Raw genomic sequence first — 26,018 nt, 5'->3', positions numbered from 1 at the left:
ATGATGGATTTTAATGCTATTCCGAACGCTGTCAGCAGGGACGGGAGCGCAGGCGTCCCGCCTGCACAGGTTGCACTAGCTACTGACAAACCTTGTTATCCGTCGGCAACAAGCCATCTTCCAGCGCCTGCTGCAACGACAACCGGCCGGCAAACCAGAACGGATATTCCTTATCGGGGTTATCAAAGGCAGTCAGTGGCTTGTTGCGAGTCAGCGCCTGCTTCAGCACCGGTGCTTCTACCCAGATAAACTGATTACGTTCGTTCGGGGTTCCGCAGCGGGACTTTTCAATCGCGGCAGCGCCAATGTATTCGACCTGGGACACATAGCTGTAAAAAGGCCCGACGGCCGAGCGTTTCTGGTTGAGTAAATCGTCCGGGTCCGGGCCGTTAAACAGACAGCGGGTTTCTTCACGAAACTCCCGCGCAGCGGTATCGACAATACGTTCACCTTTCTCACCATGGCCACCGAAGGCAGCCCAGCCGTTGCGATTCGGACCCTTGTCGTAGGCCAGCAGCACCAGCGCCTTGTGGTCATGGCAGGCATAGGCAATGACCCCGGCTGGTGGTTCGGCGAACACCACAATCGAGCCACTGACCAGCAGCGGCAACAATACAAAACCAATCAGCAGGGCGGTGAGCATCAATTCTTTCCGGGGTGCTGTGGGTGAATCGTCGGTGTCTGAAATCGTCAGGGTCTCCAGCGGAAATCAGCCAGGTTGACACGGCCATCCGGGGTCACCATCACTCCTTCAGCGCGTAGCAGCTCCGCTTGTCGCTGGCCGCCGTCTTCCGGCGGTAGGGAAATCTGGCCACGAGCATTAATCACCCGGTGCCAGGGCAGACTGGAGCCATCAGGAAGGTTGCGCAGGATTTGGCCGACCCAGCGGGCTCGGCGGGGAAAGCCAACCAGCTCCGCCAGTTGGCCATAGGTGACTACTCGCCCGGCGGGTACGCTGGCGAGCATGGTATAGAGCCGGATGTCACTGGCAGTCGCCACAGGTTGTGGCTGAGCTTGGCTGGCCATTCTGCGTATCTGTCACCAATGTTTTCGATAATGTTTACAAATGCGTCTGTAACATTAGTTAACACATTATTGTGACGCTTCCTAGCATCAGGCCGGTTTTCAGTGGACGCTCTGGTCAGATGCGCAGGCCACCGTCGATTTCAAACACCCGGCCAGACACATAGTCGTTGGTCAGCAGGAAAGACACCGTCTGGGCGATTTCATCCGGCTGCCCCATACGCTTGAGCGGAATACCGGCCGTGATTTTTTCCAGCACCGCCGCAGGCATGCTTTCCGTCATTTCAGTGGCAATAAAGCCAGGTGCAATGGCGTTGGCGCGAATGCCAAAGCGTGACAGCTCCTTTGCCCACACGGTGGCCAGACTAGCGACACCGGCCTTGGCGGCGGAGTAGTTGCTCTGGCCGACGTTACCAACCCGGGTAATGCTGGAAATATTGATGATGCAGCCCTGGCTGTTGGTCTTGATCATCTGGGCAGCGGCTTCACGGCCACAGAGGAAGACGCCGGTCAGGTTCACATCAATCACGGATTGCCACTGGGCCAGCGACATCTTGGTCATTTGGCCATCCTTGACCTTTACCAGCAAACCGTCGCGCACGATACCGGCGTTGTTCACCAGCCCGTCGAGGCCACCAAAATCCGCCGCAATCGCTTCGAAAGTGGCTTCAACGGCAGCTTCATCGGCGACGTTACAGCAATAGGTTTTGCCGCTGCTGCCGGCCTGTTCAACCAGCGCCAGTGTTTCGCTGATGTGATCCGGGTTGATATCAATAATGGCAATACGAGCGCCTTCACCGGCCAGATACAGCGCCATGGCACGGCCAAGGCCCTGACCAGCACCGGTAATGGCAATTACCTTGTCTTGCAGCTTCATAATTGGCTCCATCGGTAACATTGATTGAAAAGTCAAAAGTCGTGGGCAGCGTCGAATAGGCAGCATGCGCTTCCTGATGGTATTCGGGCTGGGCGAATAATCGTGAAAAGTATAACCACAGATGTGGCTTATCCGGCCAGTGTGTTAGATGCCCGGCGTAGCGTCATCCCTACTTTGGTGGCAGCAAATCCGGCTCCCATACACGTACCGTCATTCATGCTGAATGTTTACACACGGTTTGCATGCACTCCCGGTCCAGACCAAATCGGTTAAGTAAACTGCATTACGCTGTCACAGGGTTGTAATCCTGCAAATCACCCTAATAAATGAAGAATCACAGGGATTAACGTGTTTACGGGAATTTTCGGACAGGAGCGCATCCAACCGAAAGTTGAAAATGCACATCGGGAGGCTACGAGTGCCATTAATTCTGATTTTTATCGTAGTACCGCTGATCGAACTGGCGGTGCTCATCAAGGTTGGCAGCTACATTGGCGTGCTGTGGACCGTACTGATTATTTTCCTCACCGCCGTACTGGGCGTGCGGATTCTGAAACAGCAAGGCATGGGTGTCCTGATGCGGGCCCAGCAGAAAATGAACGAAGGTGCCTTGCCCGCTTCCGAGCTGGCCGAAGGCTTCCTGTTGGCATTGGCCGGTGCGCTGTTGTTGACGCCAGGCTTTGTCACCGACGCCGTTGGTTTCGCTCTGCTGGTGCCACAGATTCGCCGCTCCATGCTCGGCAACGTCATGAAAGTGATCAAACCACGCGTCGTTGTTGGCGGTGGTTTTGGTCAGCGGCCACAAGCCGACCCATTTCAGCAGCCGCGGTCTGAACAGCCAAAACAGGGCGTTCATGGTCATCGGCCGGAAACCATCGACGGTGAATATCGTCGCGAAGACTGATGGTTTTGTCTGGCATTTGCAGAGCTATAAACTAAAACTTTGAACACGGCGTATTTGATAGAAAAGTTTTTACTTAACTGCCGTTGAAAACACCGTTCACGGCCCTATCTATCAAACACGTAAAATTTGGGGCAGCCGGGCTGAGTCCTGCTTTCCCGCTAAAAACAGCAAAACATGCTTCATATTGGAGAGAACCTCAAATGAATATCCGTCCTCTACACGATCGCGTCGTTGTTCGCCGTAAGGAAGAAGAGCAAACCACTGCTGGCGGTATCCTGCTGCCAGGTTCTGTCGCTGAAAAGCCAAATCAGGGCGTCGTGGTAGCCGTCGGTACTGGTCGCGTTCTGAATAACGGTGAAGTGCAGGCACTGGCAGTCAGCGTTGGCGATACCGTGGTATTCGGCAAGTACTCTGGTTCCAACACCATCGAAATCAACGGTGAAGAGCTGCTGATCCTGAACGAAAGCGAAATCTACGGCGTTCTGGAAGCCTGATAAGCGCTCCATTTTTCACATCGTTAACGAAACAAGTTTTGAGGAAAGAACATCATGGCTGCTAAAGAAGTCAAATTTGGTAACGACGCCCGCGTCAAAATGCTGGCTGGCGTAAACATCCTGGCCAACGCTGTAAAAGTAACCCTGGGTCCTAAAGGCCGTAACGTGGTACTGGAAAAGTCTTTCGGTGGCCCAACCATCACCAAAGACGGTGTATCCGTAGCCAAGGAAATCGAACTGGAAGACAAGTTCGAAAACATGGGTGCACAGATGGTTAAGGAAGTTGCTTCCCAGGCCAACGACAAGGCTGGCGACGGCACCACCACTGCGACCGTTCTGGCCCAAGCCATTGTTAACGAAGGCCTGAAAGCCGTTGCAGCTGGCATGAACCCAATGGACCTGAAGCGTGGTATCGACAAGGCAACTGCCGCCGTTGTTGAACAACTGGCCGCTCAAGCCAAGCCATGTGAAGACACCAAAGCCATCGCCCAGGTAGGTACCATCTCTGCCAACTCCGACGAAACCGTTGGTGCCATCATTGCAGAAGCAATGGAAAAAGTAGGTAAAGAAGGCGTTATCACCGTTGAAGAAGCCAAAGGCTTCGCCGACGAGCTGGACGTGGTTGAAGGTATGCAATTCGACCGTGGTTACCTGTCTCCATACTTCGTAACCAACCAGGAAAAAATGACTGCCGAGCTGGAAAACCCGGTCATCCTGCTGGTAGACAAGAAGATCGACAACCTGCAAGAACTGATTCCAGTACTGGAAGCCGTTGCCAAATCCGGCCGTCCACTGCTGATCGTTGCAGAAGACGTTGAAGGTCAGGCGCTGGCAACACTGGTTGTGAACAACCTGCGTGGCACCTTCAAGGTTGCTGCGGTCAAGGCACCAGGCTTCGGTGACCGTCGCAAGGCCATGCTGCAGGATATCGCTATCCTGACTGGTGGCGCGGTTGTTTCTGAAGAAGTGGGTATGTCTCTGGAAACCACTACTCTGGACATGCTGGGCACTGCCAAGAAAGTAGTCATCAGCAAAGAAAACACCGTAGTAGTAGACGGTGCTGGCAATGCAGCTTCTGTATCTGCCCGTGTTGAACAGATCCGCGCAGAAATGGCCAACTCCACTTCTGACTACGACAAGGAAAAACTGCAGGAACGTGTGGCCAAACTGGCTGGCGGCGTAGCCGTTATCAAGGTTGGTGCCGGTTCTGAAGTTGAAATGAAAGAGAAAAAAGACCGCGTTGAAGACGCCCTCAACGCAACCCGCGCTGCCGTAGAAGAAGGCGTGGTTGCTGGTGGTGGTGTTGCGCTGGTTCGTGCACTGACCAACGTATCTGTTGAAGGTGACAACGAAGACCAGAACGTTGGTATCGCCCTGGCACTGCGCGCGATGGAAGCTCCAATCCGTCAAATCGCTGCCAACGCCGGTGCTGAAGGCTCTGTAGTTGTAGACAAGGTAAAAGCTGGCGAAGGCGCATTCGGCTTCAACGCAGCTACCGGCGTATACGGCGACATGATCGAAATGGGTATTCTGGACCCAGCCAAAGTAACCCGTTCTTCCCTGCAAGCTGCCGCTTCCGTTGCTGGTCTGATGATCACCACCGAAGCCATGGTTGCTGAACTGCCTAAGGCAGATGCAGGCATGCCAGATATGGGTGGCATGGGCGGTATGGGTGGCATGGGTGGAATGATGTGATGCGACGAGAGTCGCGCAGGTAGCTAGCCTGACTGGGTTACGTCCATAGTGGTCACTAACTTTATACAAGTTTTTGACCACTCCCTCCAGTAGAAAATAGCACCAATTACCCGACATTCGGGCCACCCCCGAATGTCGGTTTCTCTCCGGAGATACCAACACGGGCTCGGCCTGCCCGTTCAAAAGACGGCTCACACTGAAGCAACTGCAATATTGGTTGTGAGGAAGTGGGAATAGTCGTGTCTATTGGCAGCTATAGCACCTGCCGGTGTGAAGCTGTATCAGCAATTGTTCCACCAATGTCATGCGCGGAAGTAACCCGCAACTCTCATTTGGAGCGGAACCTGAAATGCAACTTTCAGTAGCCTAGGGATAGTGCGTCGCCAGTAACGGCGGGGTATGAAGCTTCCTGACAATGTACTCCCCTCACGGGTGTGTTTTCGCCGTGAGGTGGATGCATGGATTTCGCTAATCACAAGCGACTGAGAGGCTAGGCTGGGTAATATGGCTAACACAAGTGAACCGCTTATAAGCACCGTCAGCCGCATAAAGCGAAATGTGATTGATGCGCTTTGACCAAAAGGTACAGGGTTGGACATTCCTTTTGCATCTGGGAATGCGTTGCCACGAAACCCTCGGTGTATTCGCGGAGCCTACGTTACTCGTGTTGTTGATATGGAACTCGGAAACCCCGTATTTCCGCCTTGCTTTGCAGGGCAGGCCGACCGCAAGGGACGCTGTTGGGAGTGCGGGTTTGGGAGGTTGGAAAAAGCGAATGCCAGGCTGTAATGGTCTGGATAGGGGGTTAAATGTTCCTCCGCCGGAAACGGTTGCCCACGTCCAACTGGTCTCTGATCGCGTGAAAACGTGCAAAGCAATCAACTGAAACAGATCTGAGCCTCGGCGACGATCTTTAGCCCGGACGGGAAGTACATCTCCCGTCAGGGAGTCATGTGCTCTCCGTCTTGGTAACAGGAATAAGGAGAGCAGCAAGATGAGTGAATCTTTTGAAACACCTGCGTTCTCCGACTGGGCGGACGACTGGCATACCATTAATTGGAAGCTGGTCGGCCAAACGGTTCGAGAGCTGCAGGTACGAATCGCGAAGGCAACTCAAGCACAGCAATGGCGCAAGGTGAAAACCTTGCAACGACTGCTGACTCGTTCTTTTTCGGCCAAAGCCTTGGCTGTGAAGCGAGTAACTGAAAACCGGGGTAAGCGTACCTCGGGCGTAGATGGTGAGCTGTGGAGTACACCAAATACGAAATGGCAAGCGATTGGTCGGTTGCAACGAAAAGGGTATCAACCCAAACCGTTGCGGCGTGTCTACATTCCGAAATCGAACGGCAAACGCCGTCCGCTCGGAATTCCAACGATGCTGGATCGGGCAATGCAGGCGTTATACCTGCTGGCGCTCGAACCTGTGTCTGAGACAACGGCCGATCGTAACAGCTACGGGTTTCGTCCCATGCGCTCTACAGCCGATGCAATTGAGCAATTGTTCGTCAATCTCAGTCGCAAACATTCGGCTCAATGGGTGCTGGAAGGCGACATCAAAGGCTGTTTTGACAACATCAGTCACGAGTGGTTACTGGCCAACGTTCCGTTGGATAAGACAGTGCTCAGGAAATGGCTGAAAGCTGGATTTATGGAATCCAACCATTTGCACTCGACCGAGGCAGGAACTCCGCAAGGGGGGATTATCTCGCCGGTGCTGGCCAATTTGGCACTTGATGGACTGGAAGAGGTGTTGCTGGCTCGATTCGGGCAAAAGAACACCAAAGCCTCCTACAAGACCAAGGTCAATTACGTGCGTTACGCAGACGACTTTGTCATCACTGGTATCTCGAAAGAGCTGCTGGAAAACGAAGTTAAACCCGTCGTCGAAGCCTTTATGGCTGAGCGTGGGCTGCAACTATCGCCTGAAAAGACGCTAGTGACGCATGTTGATGATGGCTTTGACTTTCTGGGACAAAACTTGCGCAAGTACAGTGGCAAACTGCTTATCAAGCCAAGCCACAAAAGCCTGCGTAATCATCTTCAGAAGCTCAAAGAGCTAGTCCGCAAACATTACACGTCGGAACAAGGCGTGCTAATAAAACAACTCAACCCAGTAATCAGGGGATGGGCGAACTATCACCAGCACATTGTTGCGAGTGAAACGTTCAAATATGTGGACTACAGGATGTGGAGGCTCCTGTGGCGATGGTCATGCCGTCGTCATGGAAATCGTAAAAAGCGCTGGGTGAAAAGAAGATATTTTCACACAGTGAAAAACGAGAAGTGGGTCTTCCAGGCGGTTTATGCAGACGGCAAGACGATTCGTCAGGTCAAAAGCATGGACACTAAAATCCAGCGGCACCGTAAGATCAAGGCCGAGGCCAATCCATATCTGCCAGAGTTCGAGCAGTATTTCGAGAGTCTTCTTGACTACCGTTGGAAGCAGTCTCTGGGAGGCAGGAAGAAGCTGACGTCTTTATGGATTCGACAACTGAAGCGCTGTCCGATGTGTGATCAATTGATCACGCCTGATACGGGGTGGAACATTCACCACGTGGTCGAGCGAGCAAAGGGTGGTTCTGATGAACTGTCGAATCTGGTGCTGTTGCATCCGAATTGCCATAGGCAGTTGCACAATGGTAATCTACTTGGATTATCAGTTGGTGATGGTTGATAGTAAAAATACTATCGATTATTCTGCTTGCTCAAGCAATAAACAGGTAATCTGTTATGCATACTACGCGTCAAAACACTGTCTACATGCTAGATCAGGAAATTGTCATCAGACACGATCTCTACTTCAGGGTCACGGATGGCAATCATGCTGAATCTGGTAGCTTGCAGCGAAGGAGTGCCGTTACGGTCCTCCAGCCGTTGGGTGATACGAAAGTTCGAATTCGTACCTCAGTTGCGAGTTGTATGCTAGATGGTTCAGTGGGGACAGCCGCCAATCAGTCCCGTATGGGACTTCATCGGAGACTGTTACATCGGGCTGCAGATAGAGCAGAATACCGCTTAATGCAGGTGATAGACGTTGTGGTAGACCTGACGCTGTTTCTTCCCATTTTAATAACGTATCTCTACGTTATCGATGGGGAGGTAGACCTTCAGCATGTGCAAGCATTCTTAATTGCATTTGTAGCGAGGTCTTATTCAGAGAGTTTAAGGTCTGAGTAGGCGCTTTGCTTAAGGTGCTGGTCCGTCTTAGACGGGCTTACAGAGGCTTGAGCCGGATGCGGGGAAACTCGCAAGTCCGGTTCTTAGGGGGCGGCGGCACAGTAATGTGCTGCTGCTACCCGACAGGTAATTAACCTCCATTATTCTCCGGCTACCAGGCCTTAAAGAAACCCGCGTTGAGTAATCAGCGCGGGTTTTTTTGTTGGGTTTTTATTGGTTAGTAACCAGCAAAACCTGCATAGGTCGGAGAGAGATTCTATGTATGCCTAACCAGTATAATTTTGAAATCTTCCAAATCTGCGCTCACTTTCCCGGATTGCTTGCTCGCTTTGTCAGCCACTGCTACTGTAAGTAGCTGAAATCAGGGATATTATTGGTAAGGTTTACAAGTTAATGCGCACTCCTCAGGGAATTAATGCGCATGCGCATTTTACCGGACAAGGAGGTGGCTGGAAATGGAAGTTTTTCTCTTAAAATCAAATAGTTGTCACTGTTTTCTGGAATTTACCTCACTCAGAAACCGCGCATGCGCACTAATAATCTGTTACATGCTAGGGAAGCTATGAGTACAAGTTTAAAGTTAATTGGCATATTCGGGATATTGCTATTTGGCGCACTATTCTCGGTGACGTTCGTTTCACCTGAGAAGGTCGAAGACTCCGCCAAAGGGTTCGTGAAAAGCCAGATTGAGAAAGAAATCCGTGAAAAGCAACAAGCTATGAGCGAATCGCCCGTAGCAGAAGCCGCTTTAAATATTGCCGGCAGGCTGGGCCTTGAAAAAGAGAAAATACAGGCTGATTTAGATAATAAACTGCCTGAAAAAATTGCCAGCATAGTCGCGGCTATATGTGGGTATGATTGTGAAAAAAAGAAAGCCTTGGCTCAATCTATAGCCACGGGTTACATGGAGCGGATCAAGAATATTCAAGTTGCTGAAAGCACGTTAAGCGATGTCGTAAAGGGGAAATACCTTGAAATCGTGAGCAACCTGAAGCTTGATCTCAGAATATTTCTCGGCTCAAATTTGGCAATGTTCTTTGTTCTCATCACAATATCATTTTTAAAGCCTAGAGCAGTGCAGTATTTATTCCTTCCAGGGATGTTATTAGCCGTAGCAACAATAATATCTTCAAGCATATATATTTTTGGTCAAGATTGGTTTTATACCATTCTGTACAATGACTATATGGGCTTTGGCTATCTGCTCTATATAGCAACAATATTCGGGTTTTTGGTCGACATAACCTTTAATAAGGCTAGGGTCACAACTGAAATTATTAATGGCATAGCAAACGCGGTTGGCTCAGCGTTTTCGGTTGTTCCGTGCTAGCCGCATGTAACAAGTCAATCAACTACGCGCCTTCGGCGCCGGACGCAGCAAAGCTGCGCCGGTTATTGAGGCGTTATAACTAAAGAAGGGCCTTATGAAACATTTGGAAAGACTTAGATGTAAGGATAAATATTTTGATGTTGTCGATGGGTATAAAGAGATAAAAACAGCAAGAATCTGGCATTGTAAATATAAGTCTCTTGGAATTTTATCAAAGTACGAAAACATAAAAAAATTGGTTATAGCAACATATCCTGATGATGACTTAGAACCAATAGGTGAACTTCAGGCGTTGGAACACTTAAGAATTATACATCTGCCCAAAGTTCGTTCACTTGAGCCGCTTGGTGCGTTGATGAAACTTAAATATTTGTCATTGGAGACTTTGCCTAGTTGGGATTCATCTGGCAAGGTTACAATAGTTGATTCATTAGCGCCTATAGGTCGCTTAAATATAGAAAAGCTTCAATTGTTCGGTGTAAGGCCAGAGAGTAAAGAGCTTTCCGAGCTAGAGAATTGCAAGAGTCTGATTAGTGGCAGGTTCCATAAATATCCTAAAAAAGAGATAGAGCGTTTTGTTTTGAAAATGGGTATTAATGATGATTGGATACCAGATCCTGTATTTGAAATTGAGTTGTAAAAATCAATGGAGACGGTTTTCCACTGAGCTCCAGGCCAGGGCGAAAATTCGGCGTTATGAATCATAGGAAGCATCGATGTACTTTTGGAAAATAGAAGAATTAAAGGAAGATATAAGAGCAAGTGATTTCAGGGAAAATGATCGCTTCATCTATGCATTCCTATACTTAGGTCTGAGTGCTATCGGTATGGAAGTTATGATGTACATGCCAGTTGAAAATCCTAATATCTGGGATTTAGTCGATTCAATTGGTAATATCATAATTCCTATTGCAGGTACTTTCTTCGCGTACAAAGCAAATGGTGGTGCCAATGGCTCTGATTTTCTCGGACGTTTTTTCAGCATTAACTTTGTGGTCGCAATCAGGTTTATCGCACTGCTAATACCGATGTCTATAGCTTTGGTTGCTTACTACATGTATACGTTTCCCGGGGATCAATATATTGTCAGTACACCAGCCGATACAATACCATTTCAAATCTGGCTTGCTTTTCTATATGTTCGTACTTGCAAGCACATTAGTGATGTTAAAAACTCATAACAAGCAACGGCAAGATCACAATCAAGAGTTGGTGACATCAGTCACAATTAATTTTAGTGTATGGGGTACAAAGAATTAAGTTTATTGGTTAGTGTTGCTCACCATTTAACATTGAATTATTTATTTTCAAGGAGAAAGAAATGAAATATCTGGTGGTGGGGTTGGCTATTTTTTTGACAGCTTGCGCAAGCAATAAAGAAATAGAAACGGTTACGGTGCAAAAGGAGTTTTCTCCCCATTTGTGGTCTGATCACAAGCTCCTTAAAACTACCTCTGATTTATGCGCCACAAAAGGGGAGTCCATATTGAGTTCATTGGGTTTCTCGCAGGTCGTTCGAAATGGAACCTACGTATATGGTAATTTCAGCAATAACCGAGCAGCTATAAAGTGCGTTGAGGTTCCCGAAGGAACTTTTGTATATGCTGCCGTAGCAGGACCTAAAGTCGAGGTTGTTAGAAGCTTGCGCAATGAAATCTTCTGGCAGCTATAAAAACATTAAAACTACGCTATCCATTTGGGGACTAGACCTGTAATTCAGCGCCTCGTGCTTACATTGGGCCTGTGTTCTGGACGTATTATCTACAAGGAATAGTATGAATCGAATATTTGCTGTAATGATTTTTGGGATGTCTTCACATATAAGTGCCGAAGAAAGCATTGTTGATACGGACAGACATAGAGTAATACCAATTGAAATATCTTTTCCTTTGGAAAAATCCAACTGCTCAGTAGAGTCGCAATGTCCAGTTGTTTTCTTTAGTGCGGGTTATGGTGTTTCTCACACCAAATATCATTTTCTCTCAGATCTGTTCGCTGAACTTGGATATCTGGTTGTTGCTATAGGCCATGAACTTCCTGGTGATCCTCCTCTGTCTGTATCAGGAAATCTGCTTGAAACCCGGTCGGAGAATTGGCGACGTGGCTCTGACACGTTGAAAGTTGTTCGAAATGTTCTTCGTGGCAAAAATCCAGAGTACAACTTCGATCATCTTCTGCTTGCTGGACACTCGAATGGTGGCGATATATCTGCCTGGCTGGCTAACGAATCACCTGAGTTTATTGGCGGTCTTATAACTCTGGATCACCGACGGGTTCCTCTGCCACGATCCGGATCAATTGCTGTTCTGTCCGTCCGTGCCAGCGATTTTGAGGCTGATGCTGGCGTTTTACCATCTGAAGCTGAACAAACCCAATATGGAAGCTGTATCGTAAAAATTCCGAACGCTCGGCATAATGATATTTCAGATCTGGGGCCGAAATGGCTCAAAACGAGTATTCAGCGTATTGTTCGTGGCTGGTTGACTAATACATCGTGCCAATTGCGGGTGTAAAAATAGATTCAGGTGATGCCTACGGCGAACCTGATTGAGGCCGCGATTTTCGACGCTGGCGATTCCGTCTCTGCCGTTGTCTGATGGATCTCGCTACGCTCGTTTATCAGGCCTACGGGTCGGGCACTTTGGATTTTGGGAATAAATTCCCTCCTACAGAGGTTCGGCTTTTATGCCTGCCTTCCAGCGTTGGCGATTCGGTTATCGCCATTATCAGATGGCTCTCGCTGCGCTGGTTTATCAGACCTACGGGCAGGCACATCGGGTTTCGGGAATAAATTCCCTCCTATACAGACTCGGCTTTTATGCCTGTCTTCCGGCGCTGTCGAATCGGTTATTGCCGTTGTCAGACGGCTCTCGCTGCGCTCGTTTATCAGACCTACAGGGCGGGCACTTCGGGTTTCGGGAATAAATTCCTTCCTACAGAGGTTCGGCTTTCAGGCTCGGTTATTAAACGGATGGCATTCCATTTCAGCCAGCGTCCGCCGGTGAAGTCCTTTCGTCAAAATCTCCTTAGGCAGCGGCAAGGCTGTGAAAATAGTGGTTCTGGCGTCAACCTTCGGTCTTTTGGTTGAAAAAATTTCACCCTGTAATTGACTGATTTATATAGGGATTTTTTGATCAGCGGCGAATCCTTGCCCATTTCTGATTGCCATGCGGCAAAGCTGGCAAGTTAGTTGCTCTATCTCTCTCAGTAGATAAATTTTTCGGCATAAACGCCAAAAAGACGTCGATCTTCAGCTTAAAACTTCGCCGGTTTCTGGCGGACGTCAAAAAAGAGTCGACGACGAATTCAAGGGGAGAGTTATGGTTGATCGTGTGGATGTGAACTCGGTTCTGATGCAGATGCGGCAGGTGAAAAGCCAGCTGTTGGCGCAGCAGGAGCAGTTGGTTGGCAGCCAGAACAACCAGGTGAATCGTGTTGCCAACCCGGCTGTCAATTCTGTGACTCCTGGCAGTCAGATTGGCGGTATTAATCCGAGCCGTTTTCAGGCGCAGTTGGCGCAGCAGCTGGAGGCGGTAAATGCCGCGCCAGCGACCGAGCGTCCACGTATGGACGAGACGGTACCGGATTTCCAGACCATGTTTGCCAACGGCATCAATTCGGTGAACCGCACCCAGCAAGCCGCCACAAATTTGGCGACCCGTTTCGAGCAGGGTGATCCTCAGGTGGATCTGCCGGAAGTGATGATCGCCATGCAGAAATCATCGGTGTCTTTTCAGGCTATGACCCAGGTTCGTAACAAGCTGGTCGAAGCCTATAAAGACGTCATGAATATGCCGCTGTAACGGAATGCCGACGATGACCGCTGTCCAGACCCCATTCATTAACCCATCGCGGAGGAGCTTCCATGGCTGATGTACCTGCCAAGGCTGACGACGTGCCAGCAGGCGACAATGATCGCCAGAAGACCGACCAGCTGGCGGCGAATTCCGGTCACCCGGTGCTGTTGGGTTTCAACAAGCTGCCGATGGCGCGCCAGATTGCGACCATCGCGGGTGTTGCGCTGGTGATTGCGCTGTCAGCGGCAATTATGATCTGGTCGCAGGAGCCTTCCTACAAGCCGCTGATTTACCGTCTGCAGGATCATAACGCCCAGGAAATTATTGAAGTCCTGCAGCGTGAGGGGATTCCGTTTGAAATTGATCCGGGCACCCAGATTCTGATGGTGGAAGCCGGTGATTTACACGAAGCTCGTATGAAACTGGCGGCAGCGGCGCTGATCGACGATAAAACCGTTGGTATGGAAGTGCTGGATAAGGACAGCTCGCTGGGCACCAGCCAGTTTATTGAAAACGCCCGTTATCGCCGTGGTCTGGAAGGTGAGCTGGCGCGCACCATTGCCAGTGTTAAATCGATTCGTAACGCCCGCGTGCATCTGGCTTTGCCGAAGCAGTCGGTGTTTGTACGTGACCAGCGCAAGCCCCGCGCGTCGGTGTTTCTGGAGCTGTTTCCGGGTCGTGACCTGAGCAAGGATCAGGTTGAAGCCATCGTCAATCTGGTGGCGTCGAGCATCAGTGAAATGTCCCGCGATGATGTCTCTGTGGTCGACCAGTACGGCAACCTGCTGTCAAAAGAAGAGCAGGCCAGCGAAGAAATGCTGGCCGCCAAACAGCTGGAATACACCCAGAAAGTTGAAAACAACGTTATTCAGGCGGTTAACAATATTCTGCAACCGGTGCTGGGCGACGATAACTACAAGGCCGAAGTGTCTGCCGATATCGACTTCACCCGCCTGGAACAGGCGGAAGAACTCTATAACCCGGATCTGATTGCGCTGCGCAGTGAGCAGCTGATCGACGAATCCAATGCGGGCCAGGTTAATGGCGGTATTCCCGGTGCGCTGTCGAACCAGCCGCCAGCCGATCCAACCGTGCCGGAGCAGGCTCGTGGTACTGGCGCTGCAGGTTCGTCAACTGGCCGCTCCCGTTCTGAAGCGACCCGTAACTATGAAATCGACCGTACTCTCAGCTTCAAACAGCATCAGGTTGGCCGCCTGCAACGTCTGACAGTGGCTGTGGTAGTCAATGATCGCGAGAGCGTCAATGCCGACGGCGAAACCGTCTACACTCCATGGACAGATAATGATCTTCAGCGACTGGAAATTCTGGTCAAGGACGCGGTGGGCTTTAACGCTTCCCGTGGCGACAGCGTTAACGTGATCAACTCGCCGTTCATGGGCAAGGGCCAGCTTGAGGCCACCGAGCCGGATTTCTGGACCCAACCCTGGTTCTGGGAAATCATGAAGCAGGTGTTAGCTGGCTTGTTTATCCTGATTCTGATCTTTGGTGTCGTGCGCCCAACCATCAGAAGCCTCGCCAACAAGGGCGAGCAGGACGACGCTGTGCTGCTGGAAGAACTGGAAGATGCCGACTCCGGTATGGATGACGAACGCGTCACCATCGCCGGGATGGACCAGCTGCTGCTGCCCGGTGCGTCAGAAAGTTATGAACGCCAGCTCGACGCCTTGAAAGGCCTGATCGCTGAAGACCCTGCCCGCGTGGCACAAGTCGTAATCAGATGGGTGAACGAAGACAATGGCCGATAATGAACTGGGTGACCTGACTCGAGTTGAACGCGCAGCGATTCTGCTGATGAGTCTGGGCGAAAAAGACGCTGCCGAAATTCTCAAGCACATGGGCCCGAAAGAGGTTCAGAAGGTGGGTACAGCAATGGCTGGGCTCACCAACGTGCAACAGAACCATGTTGAAGGCGTGGTGGCGGAGTTTCTGGAAGCCGTATCCGGTCAGACTGGTATGGGGCTGGGTTCCGACGACTACATTCGCAACATGCTGACCCAGGCGCTTGGCAGCGACAAGGCCGGTGCCCTGATCGACCGTATTCTGCTGGGCGGTAACACCTCGGGTCTGGATTCCCTCAAGTGGATGGAGTCCCGTCAGGTAGCCGACCTTATCCGTCACGAACACCCGCAGATCCAGGCGATTGTGGTGTCGTATCTGGACGCCGATCAGTCGGCTGAAATCCTCTCCAACTTCGATGAAAAGGTGCGCCTCGACATCATCATGCGCGTCGCCTCGCTGGAAGCGGTGCAGCCAGCCGCACTGAAAGAGCTGAACGATATTCTCGAGCGTCAATTCTCTGGCAAGACCGGCACCCAGACCACCACCATGGGCGGCGTCAAGGTGGCGGCCAATATCGTCAACATGGTCGACAGTGCCATGGCGGCGGAACTGCTGGAACGTATTACCGAAATCGACGAAGGCCTGGGAACCCAGATTCAGGATCTGATGTTTGTGTTCGACAACCTGGTCGACGTCGACGACCGTGGCATTCAGGCGTTGCTGCGAGAAATTTCTACCGACCTGCTGGTGGTGGCGCTGAAAGGTGCCGACACCACCTTGCAAGAAAAGATCTTCCGCAACATGTCCAAACGTGCTGCCGAGCTGCTGCGTGACGACCTCGACGCCAAGGGGCCAGTCAAGGTCAGCGAAGTGGAAGCGGCCCAGAAAGAAATCCTCACCATTGCCCGCCGTCTCGCCGATGCTGGCGAAATCAACCTGGGTGGTGGTGGCGAGGCCATGCTGTAAAAGCAGCTTACTGCTCATTTAACAAATATACGTCATCCCGGACGCGAAGCAGATCCGGGATCCATTGGGCTTTGGGATCCTGAGCCAGCGCGGCTCAAGCAGTTCAGGATGATGATTTGGGCTAAAGGGGCTTGAGTAAACAGCATTAAGGTCAGTAAGGGGTTAGTGCATGGCTGACAAAGAAAAAACCAAAGAGCCTTTGCTGGAAAAGGGCGGCGGCAGCCAGGCGCGTCCCTGGAAACTGCCGTTCTGGACCGAAGACGTGGTGCACAAGGTCGAGCGCGACAGCACCGCGCTGGCCTTGTCTGAACGCAGTGTCGCGCGGATGGCAGCGGCAGCCGCTGCTGTCGTTGCCAAATCAGCCCAGAAAGCAGCGCCTGAACCGCAACGGCAACCGCAACAGGTCCCAGCCAAACTAGCTGAAAAAGTGGCTGAAAAAGTGGCTGAAGAAATCACTGAAGCCGTACAGCTTCCAACCGCCGAAGAACTCGAAACCATCCGCCGTGAAGCCTACAACGAAGGCCTTGAACAAGGTCTGGTGGAAGGCCGTCAAACCGGCGAGAAAAAAGGTTATCAGGAAGGTTTGGCCAAGGGTAAAACCGAAGGTCTGCAACAGGGCGAAAAAGAAGGTCGCAGCAAGGGTTTTGCTGCCGGTGAAGCAGAAGCCAAAGAAGCCGTGCAGACGCAGGTGAAAGAGCTGGCTGATCGCTTTGCCGGTTTGCAGAGGCTGGCGCGTAAATCGCTGCTGGAACGCGATGCCGAACTGCCCGAAATGCTGGCAGCGCTGGTGGTGGGGGCTTGCGAGCAGGTACTCAAATACGAACTGGCTGACGGTGCCCGTGGTGTGTATCAGTACGTTCGTGAAGCGCTGCAACAGTTGCCGGAAGGCAGTGAGGCCGACGCCAAAGTGTATGTTGCCGCCGATGATGCCTCGCATCTGGAAGGCCAACTGGCGGATTTTGGCGAACAGCTGGAGTTCGCCATCGACAAGAATCTCAAGGCTGGCGAGTGTCAGGTAAAAACGGCTGACAGCCGGGTTGATTATAGAGTGCAGGAACACCTGCAAACCTTGCTGACGCAACTGGCTCCGGCCCTGCGTCAGAATGTACCGGACGAAGCTGAGCTGGAACAGCAGCTGGATGCCGATATAGAACAGGCGTTCGAAGAACATCTGCAAGCCGAGCATCTGCAAGCTGAACAAGAAGCAGCAGAACAACAGGCAGCCGAACTTGCCGCAGAGTCATCACCGCAAGCGCCTGAACAAACTCAAACAGAAGTCGCTTCGGATGACTCTTTGGACGACATTGCAGACGAACCTGCTGATACCTCGTTAGATGAATCCTTGAGCGATTTGGAAACAACCAGCAAGCCGCAGCCAGACTCAGCTGATCCTGCTACCAGGGCCGACGACGATGAAACTGTCTGAGCGCTGGTCGCAGTTTGACGTCCCCAAAGTCGCCTGGCAGCCTGCCAGCAGCGGTCGGCTGGTGCGGATGGTCGGGCTGACGCTTGAAGCCGTTGGCATCAACGTCCGTATTGGCGACCGCTGTGCGGTTGATCGTGGCCCTAACGACCGTATCGAAGCCGAAGTGGTGGGCTTCGACGGTCAACGTATTTTCCTGATGCCAATTGAACAGGTCGATGGCCTGCGCCCCGGCGCGCGGGTCTGGCCCTTGAACGGCGCTGCGGATGTGCCGGTTGGTTTTGGCTTGCTGGGGCGGGTCGTCGACGGCACAGGACGACCGTTAGATGGCAAGGGGCCGCTGGATAATCCTGAACAAGGCCACCTCAACGGCGTGCCGATCAACCCGCTCAAACGCGACCCGATTCGTACCCCGCTGGACGTCGGTATTCGCGCCATCAACAGCATGTTGACGGTTGGCCGTGGCCAGCGGATTGGTTTGTTTGCCGGTTCCGGTGTCGGTAAGTCGATGCTGCTGGGCATGATGACCCGCTTCACCAACGCCGACATCGTGGTGGTGGGGCTGATCGGTGAACGGGGCCGGGAGGTAAAGGAATTTATCGACGATATTCTTGGTGAGGAAGGTCTCAAGCGTTCGGTGGTGATAGCGTCGCCAGCGGACGACTCACCGCTGATGCGTTTGCGCGCCGCCCAGTATTGCACCTCGGTGGCGGAGTTCTATCGGGATCAGGGCCAACAGGTGCTGCTGCTGATGGATTCACTCACCCGTTATGCCCAGGCCCAGCGTGAAATTGCGCTGGCGGTGGGAGAGCCGCCGGCAACCAAGGGTTATCCGCCGTCGGTGTTCAACAAGTTACCAAAGCTGGTGGAACGGACCGGCAACGGCGAGCCCGGTGGTGGATCGATCACGGCGTTTTATACCGTGCTGAGTGAAGGCGATGACATGCAGGATCCGATTGCCGACGCCAGCCGGGCAATTCTTGACGGCCACATTGTGCTGTCGCGGCGACTGGCGGAAGAAGGTCATTATCCGGCCATCGACGTTGAAGCCTCGGTCAGCCGGGTGATGCCGCACATCGTTGCGCCGGAATGGTTACAGCGGGCGATGTTTGTCAAACAGCTGGTGGCGCATTACCGTCAAAATCAGGACCTGATCAGCGTCGGTGCCTACCAGAAAGGCAGCGACCCATTGCTGGAACTGGCAATGGAGCGGATGCCGAAGATCAAGGCCATGCTGCGTCAGCGGCTCGACGAAGGTTCTGATCTGGCTGCCTGTGAAGCGGCCCTGAAAGAACTGATTCCGGCCCTGCCGCAAAACAAATAACGAGTGAATTGAGCCATGGCTGATGTAGAACCGCGTTTTCATCCGCGCGCCAAACGCCTGATTCCGGTTTGGCTGCAGGCCCAGCAGGCCGAGCAAAAGGGCCTGGCGGAATGGGGTCGCATGCAGCAGCAGTTACAGCAGGAGCTGGCCCAGCAGCAACAGCTGCAGGAATACGCCAACGACTACCGTCAGCAGCTGGCAACGCCGGGGCAGGCATCGCTGACGGGCTCGAATATCCAGAATTTGCTGCAGTTCCTCGGCCAGATCGAACAGGCGGGACAGGCCCAGAGTCGCCAGATTGAACAGCTCAAGGCGCGTATTGTACGGGCCCAGCAGCATTATCTGGCCCTCAAAAGCAAAACCGACGGCCTCGCCAGCTTGATGGACAAGCTGGATCTGGAATTTCACCAGCAACAGGCGAAACAGGAACAGCGTCAGGCCGACGAATGGGCCAACCGCAAGGCGTTTCTGAATCGCCAGGGCTGATCCAGGCTGGGGTTATGATCCCGTTGTAGGGGCAAGGCGTGCCTTGCCAACCCCCTCAAGCACGCCGTCATCCTGAACGCGCAGCGATTCAGGATCCATGCGGCATCGTCTAGGCATCCGAAGAATCGGTTCAGGCTGGCGTTCTTGTTACCGCCGTAGTCCCGGCATGCCGGGACCCTACAATAGATATGAGTATTATTCCGTTGCCAGGGTATGGTCGTAGGGGCAAGGCATGCCTTGCCAACCCCGTCTCCTCAAGCACTCCGTCATCCTGAACGCGCAGCGATTCAGGATCCATACGTCATTGAATGCAAACCGGCAGCATGGATCCCGGATCTCGCAGGCTCGTCCGGGAAGACGTGTTCTTGTCGCTGTTCATTGATCGACCCTCACCTCGAAACACTCGCCGTCATCCTGAACGCGCAGCGATTCAGGATCCATGCGGCATCGTCATAGGCATCCGAAGAACCGGCTCAGGCTGGCGTTCTTGTTACCGCCGTAGTCCCTGCATGCCGGGACCTTGCAACAGCTGTCAGCGCGGCTACCCCATGCAGGCGGGACGCCTGCGCTCCCGTTTGGCCAATGGACGTTATTATCCTTTTGTAGGGGCAAGGCATGCCTTGCCTGCCAGAGCCAAGCACCGTTGTTCCCGGCAGGTGAGACACTTTTCCCCTGCGAAGCCGGGCTTTTCTGGCCCATTCGCTGACATTGTCCGTCCATCACTCAACTCATTGATTCCGATCAGCAGAGCCGTTTCAGACGTAAAAACATCGCGCAACCGCTAGCGGCTTGTCGTTATCGGTCTACGCTTATTTTTAGGTTAACCAGTTTTGGGGGTCACAGTGAGCCAGTCCGTTCGAATCGATTGCGGCACCCGCTTGAGCATTGAATGCGTCGAAGCCCTGCATCAAGAAATGGAGCAAGCCGTGCGAGATGCTCAAGATATCTTCCTCAAGGCCGATGACGTGCAGTATTGCGACACCGCCGGGTTGCAGTTGCTGTTGGCGTTGGTTCAGACCGTCCAGGCAGCTGGATTACAGATCAGCTGGCAAGGAGTTTCTGATGTGGTGCGTGACACCAGCAAACTGCTAGGCCTTACCTCTGCGTTGCTGTTGGCAACCGACTGACTTTTTCGATAACCCCAGCCCGGTTAGGGGCGAGTTGACCGGTTTCCCGGTCCTGAAACAAATAATGGAGGCCATATATGGCGAGTATCCTGGCGGTTGATGATTCTGCATCCATGCGACAGATGGTGGCGTTTACCCTCAAGGGTGCCGGTTTTGACGTCAAGGAAGCAGCAGACGGCGTAGCGGCTCTGGCGGAAGCCAAACGGCGCAAATATGACCTGGTGCTGTCCGATGTGAACATGCCGAACATGAATGGCATCGAATTGGTTAAAGAATTACGCCAATTGCCCGATTACAAGTTTGTGCCGGTATTGATGCTGACTACAGAGTCTGCCGGTGACGTCAAAATGCAAGGCAAGCAGGCGGGAGCGACCGGCTGGATTGTGAAGCCGTTTAATCCTGAACAGTTGCTGAGCACGATCAAGCGCGTATTGGGGTAAGTGTCTATGAGCATCGATCTGTCTCAATTTCATCAGGTCTTCTTCGAGGAAAGCTTCGAAGGGCTGGATGCAATGGAGAGTGAACTGCTGAATCTGTCACCGGACAGTGTCGATGCCGAGACAGTCAACACCATTTTCCGTGCGGCACATTCCATCAAGGGTGGGGCGGGTACCTTCGGGTTTGTCCAGATTTCCGAATTTACCCACGACGTCGAAACCCTGCTGGATGAAATTCGTTCCGGTCAGCGGGCGCTGACCCAGACTCACGTCGATCTGTTCCTGCAGACCGTTGATTGCCTGCGGGCCATGATGACCAGCCTGAATGATGGTGATCAGCCGGACATGACCCGTGCCGGTGAGCTGAAGCAACAGCTGAAAGCGATTCTGGCGGGCCAGCAGCCGGTTGTCAGTTCGGCCAGTGGTGCCGATGACGGCGCAGCCAGCAATGGTAGTGGCGGCGGTGCCGGCGTTGATGAAGCGGAACAGGATGAAAGCGCCAGCCCGCGTGGCTGGAAAATCCGTTTTGTACCGGCGCTGGATATTCTCCAGACCGGTAATGAACCTTTCCGTATGTTCCGCGAGCTGCAGGGGCTGACCGAAACGCCGATTGAGGTGTTGGTCAACCAGAGTGCCTTGCCGGAATTTTCGGCGCTGGAACCCGAGCAGTGTTACCTCAGCTGGACCATTCGTGTTTATGGCGAGGTGGCGGAAGCCGACTTGCGGGCCGTATTTGAGTGGGTCGAAGACGACTGCCAGATCGACTATATCCCGTTAGGTCAGGAATCTGAAAGCGATCAGGAAGGTGATGCTGTCGTTGCCACTGAGCTACAAGCTGCTGCCGACAGCACTGATGAAACGGCTAATAAAGCTGCGGATGAAGTGGCAAACGCAACAGCGGTTGAAGACACCGTTGTTACAGATACAGCCAAAGCCGAGCCCACTGTGGATGCCTGTTCGGTAGTGGCAGAGGTTGCCGCACCAACTGCAGCTTCTGCCAACAGTTCTGCCAACAATTCGGCTGCTGCCAAAGCCAAACCATCACGTGGTGGCGACAACTCCTCGATTCGGGTCTCCATCGACAAGGTCGACAGCCTCATCAATATGGTTGGCGAGCTGGTGATTACCCAGTCGATGCTGGGCCAGTTGGGGCAGGATTTTGACCTCAGCAGGCTGGCGCGGCTTCAGGAAGGCCTGGCCCAGCTGGAACAGAACACCCGCGAGCTGCAGGAAAGCGTGATGAAAATCCGCATGATGCCGATCAGCTTTGCCTTCAGTCGTTTCCCTCGGTTGGTGCGGGATCTCGGCACCCAGCTGGGTAAAAAGGTCAATCTGGTGATGCTGGGTGAAAACACCGAGCTGGATAAAACCGTGATGGAAAAGATCGGTGATCCGCTGGTGCATCTGGTGCGTAACTCCCTCGACCATGGCCTTGAAACCACCGAAAAACGCAAGGCAGCGGGCAAGCCTGAAAGCGGCACCATTACGCTGAATGCATTCCATCAGGGCGGCAATATCGTTATCGAAGTGAAAGACGACGGTGCCGGTCTGAACGAAGACAAGATTCTGGCGAAAGCCAAACAGCGCGGGCTGGTGCCAGCCGAGGCGTCATTAACTTCAGAAGAAATTCACCAGCTGATTTTCCTGCCGGGTTTTTCCACTGCCGACCAGGTCAGTGACATCTCCGGCCGTGGTGTCGGTATGGATGTGGTACGCCGCAATATCAACGAACTGAACGGCACCATTGAGGTGAAATCCCAGCGTGGCACGGGTTCGACCTTTGTGATTCGGCTGCCGCTGACGCTGGCGATTCTGGATGGCCAGCTGGTCAAGGTCTGCAACCAGACCTACATCTTCCCGCTGGTTTCCATCGTTGAATCGATCCAGCTGCAGAAGCAGAAACTCAACAATATCTCTGGCAGCCAGCCAGTGATGAAGCTGCGTGACGAATACATTCCGATCCTGCGCCTCGACCGGGTCTTCAATCTGCGCCGCGCCGGTGATGATTTTGATGATCCGATGCTGGTGGTGGTGGAAGGCGATAACGAAAAGATCGGCATTGTGGTCGACGATCTGCTCGGCCAGCAGCAGGTCGTGATCAAGAGCCTGGAACAGAACTATCAGAAAGTGGCGGGAGTATCCGGCGCCACCATCCTTGGCGATGGCACGGTGGCGCTGATTATCGATATCTCCGGCATTGGCAAAAAACTTGAAGCCCGGACAAGCACGTCCGGCCCCGACAAGGCAGCCTGACGATGACAGCAATAGATGCAATGGCCACCGAAGAGGTGGCGCAGGACGAACAACAGTACCTGACGTTCATCATGGCGGGTGAAGAGTACGGCGTCGATATTCTGGCAGTGCAGGAAATCCGTGGCTGGGAACACGCCACTGTGATTCCCAATGCGCCTGCCTATATCAAGGGCGTGATCAACCTGCGCGGCACCATAGTGCCAATTATGGATTTGCGTACCCGCTTTGGGCTGCAGGTGGTCGATTACAGCCCGGTCACCGTGGTGATTATCCTCAAGGTCGATACGCCCCATGAGCGGGTGATGGGCATTGTGGTGGACGCCGTATCAGACGTTTACACCGTGGCGCGGGTGGACACCCGCCGGGCGCCGGAACTGACAGAAGACGAGAACTCCCGCTTTGTGGATGGGCTGGTCAACGTAAACAACAAGATGGTCATTTTGCTGGATGTCGAGTCGCTGCTGAGCGTACCGGGTCAGCTTAACCTCTAATCGGAACACTCCGGTTTTGCTGGAAGGATGGAAGTTATGGGTTTCCTCAACAAACTGTTTGCTGCTGAGCCAGACACAGCTTCACTCGACAAGATGCGTGAGCTGGAGGCCAGGGTTAATGCACTCGATAAAAGCCAGGCGGTTATCGAGTTTAAAATGGACGGAACCATCCTGACGGCCAACCAGAATTTTCTGGCCGTGATGGGCTATCGGCTGGATGAAATCCAGGGTCATCATCACAGCATGTTTGTGGACCCGGCTTTCGTCGAGACACGGGAGTACACCGACTTCTGGAATCGCCTCAATCGCGGTGAGTTCCAGCAGGCGGAATACAAACGTATCGGCAAGGGCGGCAAGGAGATCTGGATTCAGGCTTCCTACAACCCGATTTTTGACGTCGCTGGCAAACCCTACAAGGTGGTCAAATATGCAACGGATGTGACCCAGCAGAAAAACGCGGCCCAGCAGGCGTTGAAAGACGCCAATATCGCTAACGCCCTGATGCTGTGTCAGGCCAATGTGATGCTGGCCGACAACGACCTCAACATCGTCTACATGAACAGCTCGATCACCGAGATGCTCAAGGGCCGTGAGGAGGAGCTGAAGACAGCGCTGCCGCAATTTGATGTTGACCGCTTGATCGGTACCAACGTCGATATTTTCCACAAGAAGCCATCCCATCAGCGCGGCATGTTGGCCAAGCTGCAGGATGCGTTCAAAACCCAGATCAAGGTTTCAGGCCTGACCTTCAGCCTGACGGCTTCGCCATGGCTGGATAGCGCTGGCAAGCGGCTGGGAACTGTGGTCGAGTGGGTTGATGTGACCGAAGAGCTGCGTCGTCAGGAGCAGGAGCAAATCGAGGCGGACGCCAACGCCCGGGTCAAGCAGGCACTGGATGTGGTGAACACTAACGCCATGATCGCCGACAACGATTTCAACATCATTTACATGAACCAGGCCATCAAGGGCATGATGCAGAATGCCGAGGCGGATCTGAAACGCGACTTGCCGAACTTTAATGCCAGCAAGCTGGTTGGCCAGAACATCGACATCTTCCACAAAAATCCGGCTCACCAGCGCCATTTGGTCGGTGCCATGAAGTCGACCTTTAATACCCAGATTCACGTTGGCGGCCGTACCTTCCGGTTGTCTGCCAACCCGATTTTCAACGACAGCAACGAACGTATCGGCACCATCGTTGAGTGGGTCGACCGTACCGAAGAAGTGCGCACCGAACAGGAAATCGACGCGATTGTTGAAGCGGCCAGCAAGGGCGACCTGTCACGCCGGATTGAGCTGAAAAACAAGGAAGGTTTCTTCCGTAATCTGGGTGATGGTCTCAACCGCTTGCTGACGATTTCCGATGCAGTGGTGAGCGACACCATCCGGGTGTTCGACGCCCTGGCGCACGGTAATCTGACCCGCACCATTGATGCCGAATACGAAGGTTCCTTCGACAAGCTCAAACAGGATGCCAACAGCACGGTTGAACGCCTGACCGACATTATTACCCGCATTCGTGAAGCCGCCTCGACCGTATCGACCGGCGCCAACGAAATTGCCCAGGGTAACGCCGACCTCAGTCGCCGAACCGAGTCGCAGGCTTCCAGCCTGGAAGAAACCGCTTCCAGCATGGAAGAAATGACCAGTGCGGTGAAACAGACCAGCGACAACTCCGTGCATGCCAACGAACTGGCCTCGGCCGCCAAGACCAAGGCTACCACCGGTGGCGCTGTGGTCAGCAAGGCAGTGACTGCGATGGAAGAGATCAACACGGCTTCCAAAAAGATCGCCGACATTATTGGTGTGATCGACGAAATTGCCTTCCAGACCAACCTGCTGGCGCTCAATGCTGCGGTAGAGGCCGCCCGGGCCGGTGAGCAGGGCCGTGGGTTTGCGGTGGTCGCGGGCGAAGTTCGTAACCTGGCCCAGCGTTCCGCCGGTGCCGCCAAAGAGATCAAGGACCTGATTCGCGACAGCGTCGACAAGGTTGATACCGGTACGGCGCTGGTGAACGAGTCCGGCCGTACGCTCAACGAAATCATTGAGTCGGTGGATCGGGTATCGCAGATGATCCGTGAAATCAGTACCGCTGCCCGCGAGCAGTCATCCGGTATTGAACAGGTCAACGCTGCCGTGGCCCAGATGGACGAAATGACCCAGCAGAACGCCGCGCTGGTTGAAGAAGCGTCGGCCGCTGGCGAAGCCATGGCAGAGCAGTCCCGCTCGATGATGGAAATGATGGAGTTCTTCACCACCGGCGAACACATGGGCAATGCCAGTGTGGCCGCCCGTGCAGTACCGCAGGCTGCGCCAGTGGCTGCGAAACCTGCCAGCAAGGCTGCCAGTGCACCGGCCAAGAGCAGCGGCTTTTCGGTGATGGATGACGATGATGACTGGGCGGAGTTCTGATG

The 26,018-nt window shown here is 53.1% G+C and carries 23 protein-coding genes; 20 read left to right on the top strand and 3 right to left on the bottom strand.

Annotated features, from left to right (window positions below; all coding sequences use genetic code 11):
• Positions 1 to 79: 79 nt before the first annotated feature.
• From K6123_RS15490 to K6123_RS15480, 3 genes are all read right to left on the bottom strand, one after another.
• Entirely contained in the window at positions 80 to 643 is a 564-nt protein-coding gene (locus K6123_RS15490; protein ID WP_221799316.1) for an NUDIX hydrolase, read from the bottom strand.
• Positions 644 to 690: 47 nt separating this feature from the next.
• Positions 691 to 1,026 carry an MGMT family protein gene (locus tag K6123_RS15485; protein WP_221799314.1) on the bottom strand — a complete coding sequence of 112 codons (336 nt, stop codon included), beginning with the start codon at positions 1,024 to 1,026 and terminating at the stop codon, positions 691 to 693.
• 115 nt (positions 1,027 to 1,141) lie between these two features.
• Positions 1,142 to 1,900 (bottom strand): SDR family oxidoreductase, encoded by a 759-nt coding sequence (locus K6123_RS15480; protein ID WP_221799312.1) that lies wholly within the window; start codon positions 1,898 to 1,900, stop codon positions 1,142 to 1,144.
• A gap of 418 nt (positions 1,901 to 2,318) precedes the next feature.
• On the opposite strand from K6123_RS15480, the gene K6123_RS15475 reads away from it, so the two are divergent.
• The 20 genes from K6123_RS15475 (at position 2,319) to K6123_RS23395 (ending at position 26,016) form a co-directional block, all read left to right on the top strand.
• Positions 2,319 to 2,804, top strand: a complete 486-nt coding sequence (locus tag K6123_RS15475) for an FxsA family protein (RefSeq protein ID WP_221799310.1) — start codon at positions 2,319 to 2,321, stop codon at positions 2,802 to 2,804.
• A gap of 200 nt (positions 2,805 to 3,004) precedes the next feature.
• On the top strand, positions 3,005 to 3,298 hold the full coding sequence (locus tag K6123_RS15470) for a co-chaperone GroES (RefSeq protein WP_221799308.1): 294 nt from the start codon (positions 3,005 to 3,007) through the stop codon (positions 3,296 to 3,298).
• A 54-nt stretch (positions 3,299 to 3,352) separates the two neighbouring features.
• Entirely contained in the window at positions 3,353 to 4,993 is a 1,641-nt protein-coding gene (gene groL, locus K6123_RS15465) for a chaperonin GroEL (RefSeq protein ID WP_221799306.1), read from the top strand.
• 994 nt (positions 4,994 to 5,987) lie between these two features.
• Positions 5,988 to 7,667, top strand: coding sequence for a group II intron reverse transcriptase/maturase (gene ltrA / locus K6123_RS15460; RefSeq protein WP_221799305.1), 1,680 nt, complete (start codon positions 5,988 to 5,990; stop codon positions 7,665 to 7,667).
• 1,029 nt (positions 7,668 to 8,696) lie between these two features.
• Positions 8,697 to 9,500, top strand: a complete 804-nt coding sequence (locus K6123_RS15455) for a hypothetical protein (protein ID WP_246624828.1) — start codon at positions 8,697 to 8,699, stop codon at positions 9,498 to 9,500.
• Between the two features lie 94 nt (positions 9,501 to 9,594).
• Positions 9,595 to 10,140 carry a hypothetical protein gene (locus K6123_RS15450; protein WP_221799303.1) on the top strand — a complete coding sequence of 182 codons (546 nt, stop codon included), beginning with the start codon at positions 9,595 to 9,597 and terminating at the stop codon, positions 10,138 to 10,140.
• Between the two features lie 76 nt (positions 10,141 to 10,216).
• Positions 10,217 to 10,681 carry a hypothetical protein gene (locus K6123_RS15445; protein ID WP_221799301.1) on the top strand — a complete coding sequence of 155 codons (465 nt, stop codon included), beginning with the start codon at positions 10,217 to 10,219 and terminating at the stop codon, positions 10,679 to 10,681.
• 140 nt (positions 10,682 to 10,821) lie between these two features.
• Positions 10,822 to 11,172, top strand: coding sequence for a hypothetical protein (locus K6123_RS15440; protein ID WP_221799299.1), 351 nt, complete (start codon positions 10,822 to 10,824; stop codon positions 11,170 to 11,172).
• A gap of 103 nt (positions 11,173 to 11,275) precedes the next feature.
• Entirely contained in the window at positions 11,276 to 12,013 is a 738-nt protein-coding gene (locus tag K6123_RS15435; RefSeq protein WP_246624827.1) for an alpha/beta hydrolase, read from the top strand.
• 1,053 nt (positions 12,014 to 13,066) lie between these two features.
• Positions 13,067 to 13,303, top strand: coding sequence for a flagellar hook-basal body complex protein FliE (gene fliE / locus K6123_RS23555; protein WP_246624847.1), 237 nt, complete (start codon positions 13,067 to 13,069; stop codon positions 13,301 to 13,303).
• Positions 13,304 to 13,365: 62 nt separating this feature from the next.
• The gene (fliF, locus tag K6123_RS15425) at positions 13,366 to 15,063 is read left to right on the top strand and encodes a flagellar basal-body MS-ring/collar protein FliF (protein WP_221799297.1); all 1,698 of its coding nucleotides are present in this window, start codon (positions 13,366 to 13,368) and stop codon (positions 15,061 to 15,063) included.
• On the top strand, positions 15,053 to 16,063 hold the full coding sequence (gene fliG / locus K6123_RS15420) for a flagellar motor switch protein FliG (protein WP_221799295.1): 1,011 nt from the start codon (positions 15,053 to 15,055) through the stop codon (positions 16,061 to 16,063). Before fliF ends, fliG begins: the two co-directional genes overlap by 11 nt.
• 169 nt (positions 16,064 to 16,232) lie before the next feature.
• Positions 16,233 to 17,489: a FliH/SctL family protein gene (locus K6123_RS15415; protein WP_221799293.1), complete on the top strand. Its 1,257-nt coding sequence runs from the start codon at positions 16,233 to 16,235 to the stop codon at positions 17,487 to 17,489.
• A complete protein-coding gene (gene fliI, locus K6123_RS15410; protein WP_221799291.1) occupies positions 17,476 to 18,810 on the top strand; it encodes a flagellar protein export ATPase FliI in 1,335 nt (444 codons plus the stop codon). The genes K6123_RS15415 and fliI overlap by 14 nt, the downstream gene beginning before the upstream one ends.
• 15 nt (positions 18,811 to 18,825) lie before the next feature.
• A complete protein-coding gene (locus K6123_RS15405; RefSeq protein WP_221799289.1) occupies positions 18,826 to 19,296 on the top strand; it encodes a flagellar export protein FliJ in 471 nt (156 codons plus the stop codon).
• 842 nt (positions 19,297 to 20,138) lie between these two features.
• A complete protein-coding gene (locus tag K6123_RS15400) occupies positions 20,139 to 20,423 on the top strand; it encodes an STAS domain-containing protein (protein WP_221799287.1) in 285 nt (94 codons plus the stop codon).
• A gap of 77 nt (positions 20,424 to 20,500) precedes the next feature.
• Positions 20,501 to 20,863, top strand: a complete 363-nt coding sequence (locus K6123_RS15395) for a response regulator (RefSeq protein ID WP_221799285.1) — start codon at positions 20,501 to 20,503, stop codon at positions 20,861 to 20,863.
• Positions 20,864 to 20,869: 6 nt separating this feature from the next.
• Positions 20,870 to 23,113, top strand: a complete 2,244-nt coding sequence (locus K6123_RS15390) for a chemotaxis protein CheA (RefSeq protein ID WP_221799284.1) — start codon at positions 20,870 to 20,872, stop codon at positions 23,111 to 23,113.
• A 2-nt stretch (positions 23,114 to 23,115) separates the two neighbouring features.
• The gene (locus tag K6123_RS15385; RefSeq protein ID WP_221799282.1) at positions 23,116 to 23,604 is read left to right on the top strand and encodes a chemotaxis protein CheW; all 489 of its coding nucleotides are present in this window, start codon (positions 23,116 to 23,118) and stop codon (positions 23,602 to 23,604) included.
• Positions 23,605 to 23,640: 36 nt separating this feature from the next.
• A complete protein-coding gene (locus tag K6123_RS23395; protein WP_221799280.1) occupies positions 23,641 to 26,016 on the top strand; it encodes a methyl-accepting chemotaxis protein in 2,376 nt (791 codons plus the stop codon).
• Positions 26,017 to 26,018: the final 2 nt, after the last annotated feature.

This window comes from Oceanobacter mangrovi (assembly GCF_019740315.1).
Classification (GTDB): domain Bacteria; phylum Pseudomonadota; class Gammaproteobacteria; order Pseudomonadales; family Oceanobacteraceae; genus Oceanobacter; species Oceanobacter mangrovi.
Note: the sequence above shows the minus strand (reverse complement) of the source record. Positions and strands in the feature narration are given on the sequence as shown.

Coding starts and splice junctions, on each gene's coding strand:
- K6123_RS15450 (WP_221799303.1), top strand. CDS start 9,595: ATGAAACATTTGGAAAGACTTAGATGTAAGGATAAATATTTTGATGTT.
- fliG (WP_221799295.1), top strand. CDS start 15,053: ATGGCCGATAATGAACTGGGTGACCTGACTCGAGTTGAACGCGCAGCG.
- K6123_RS23395 (WP_221799280.1), top strand. CDS start 23,641: ATGGGTTTCCTCAACAAACTGTTTGCTGCTGAGCCAGACACAGCTTCA.
- fliI (WP_221799291.1), top strand. CDS start 17,476: ATGAAACTGTCTGAGCGCTGGTCGCAGTTTGACGTCCCCAAAGTCGCC.
- groL (WP_221799306.1), top strand. CDS start 3,353: ATGGCTGCTAAAGAAGTCAAATTTGGTAACGACGCCCGCGTCAAAATG.
- K6123_RS15435 (WP_246624827.1), top strand. CDS start 11,276: ATGAATCGAATATTTGCTGTAATGATTTTTGGGATGTCTTCACATATA.
- K6123_RS15440 (WP_221799299.1), top strand. CDS start 10,822: ATGAAATATCTGGTGGTGGGGTTGGCTATTTTTTTGACAGCTTGCGCA.
- fliE (WP_246624847.1), top strand. CDS start 13,067: ATGGACGAGACGGTACCGGATTTCCAGACCATGTTTGCCAACGGCATC.
- K6123_RS15395 (WP_221799285.1), top strand. CDS start 20,501: ATGGCGAGTATCCTGGCGGTTGATGATTCTGCATCCATGCGACAGATG.
- K6123_RS15445 (WP_221799301.1), top strand. CDS start 10,217: ATGTACTTTTGGAAAATAGAAGAATTAAAGGAAGATATAAGAGCAAGT.
- K6123_RS15405 (WP_221799289.1), top strand. CDS start 18,826: ATGGCTGATGTAGAACCGCGTTTTCATCCGCGCGCCAAACGCCTGATT.
- K6123_RS15390 (WP_221799284.1), top strand. CDS start 20,870: ATGAGCATCGATCTGTCTCAATTTCATCAGGTCTTCTTCGAGGAAAGC.
- K6123_RS15480 (WP_221799312.1), bottom strand. CDS start 1,900: ATGAAGCTGCAAGACAAGGTAATTGCCATTACCGGTGCTGGTCAGGGC.
- fliF (WP_221799297.1), top strand. CDS start 13,366: ATGGCTGATGTACCTGCCAAGGCTGACGACGTGCCAGCAGGCGACAAT.
- K6123_RS15490 (WP_221799316.1), bottom strand. CDS start 643: ATGCTCACCGCCCTGCTGATTGGTTTTGTATTGTTGCCGCTGCTGGTC.
- K6123_RS15470 (WP_221799308.1), top strand. CDS start 3,005: ATGAATATCCGTCCTCTACACGATCGCGTCGTTGTTCGCCGTAAGGAA.
- K6123_RS15455 (WP_246624828.1), top strand. CDS start 8,697: ATGCGCACTAATAATCTGTTACATGCTAGGGAAGCTATGAGTACAAGT.
- K6123_RS15485 (WP_221799314.1), bottom strand. CDS start 1,026: ATGGCCAGCCAAGCTCAGCCACAACCTGTGGCGACTGCCAGTGACATC.
- ltrA (WP_221799305.1), top strand. CDS start 5,988: ATGAGTGAATCTTTTGAAACACCTGCGTTCTCCGACTGGGCGGACGAC.
- K6123_RS15385 (WP_221799282.1), top strand. CDS start 23,116: ATGACAGCAATAGATGCAATGGCCACCGAAGAGGTGGCGCAGGACGAA.
- K6123_RS15415 (WP_221799293.1), top strand. CDS start 16,233: ATGGCTGACAAAGAAAAAACCAAAGAGCCTTTGCTGGAAAAGGGCGGC.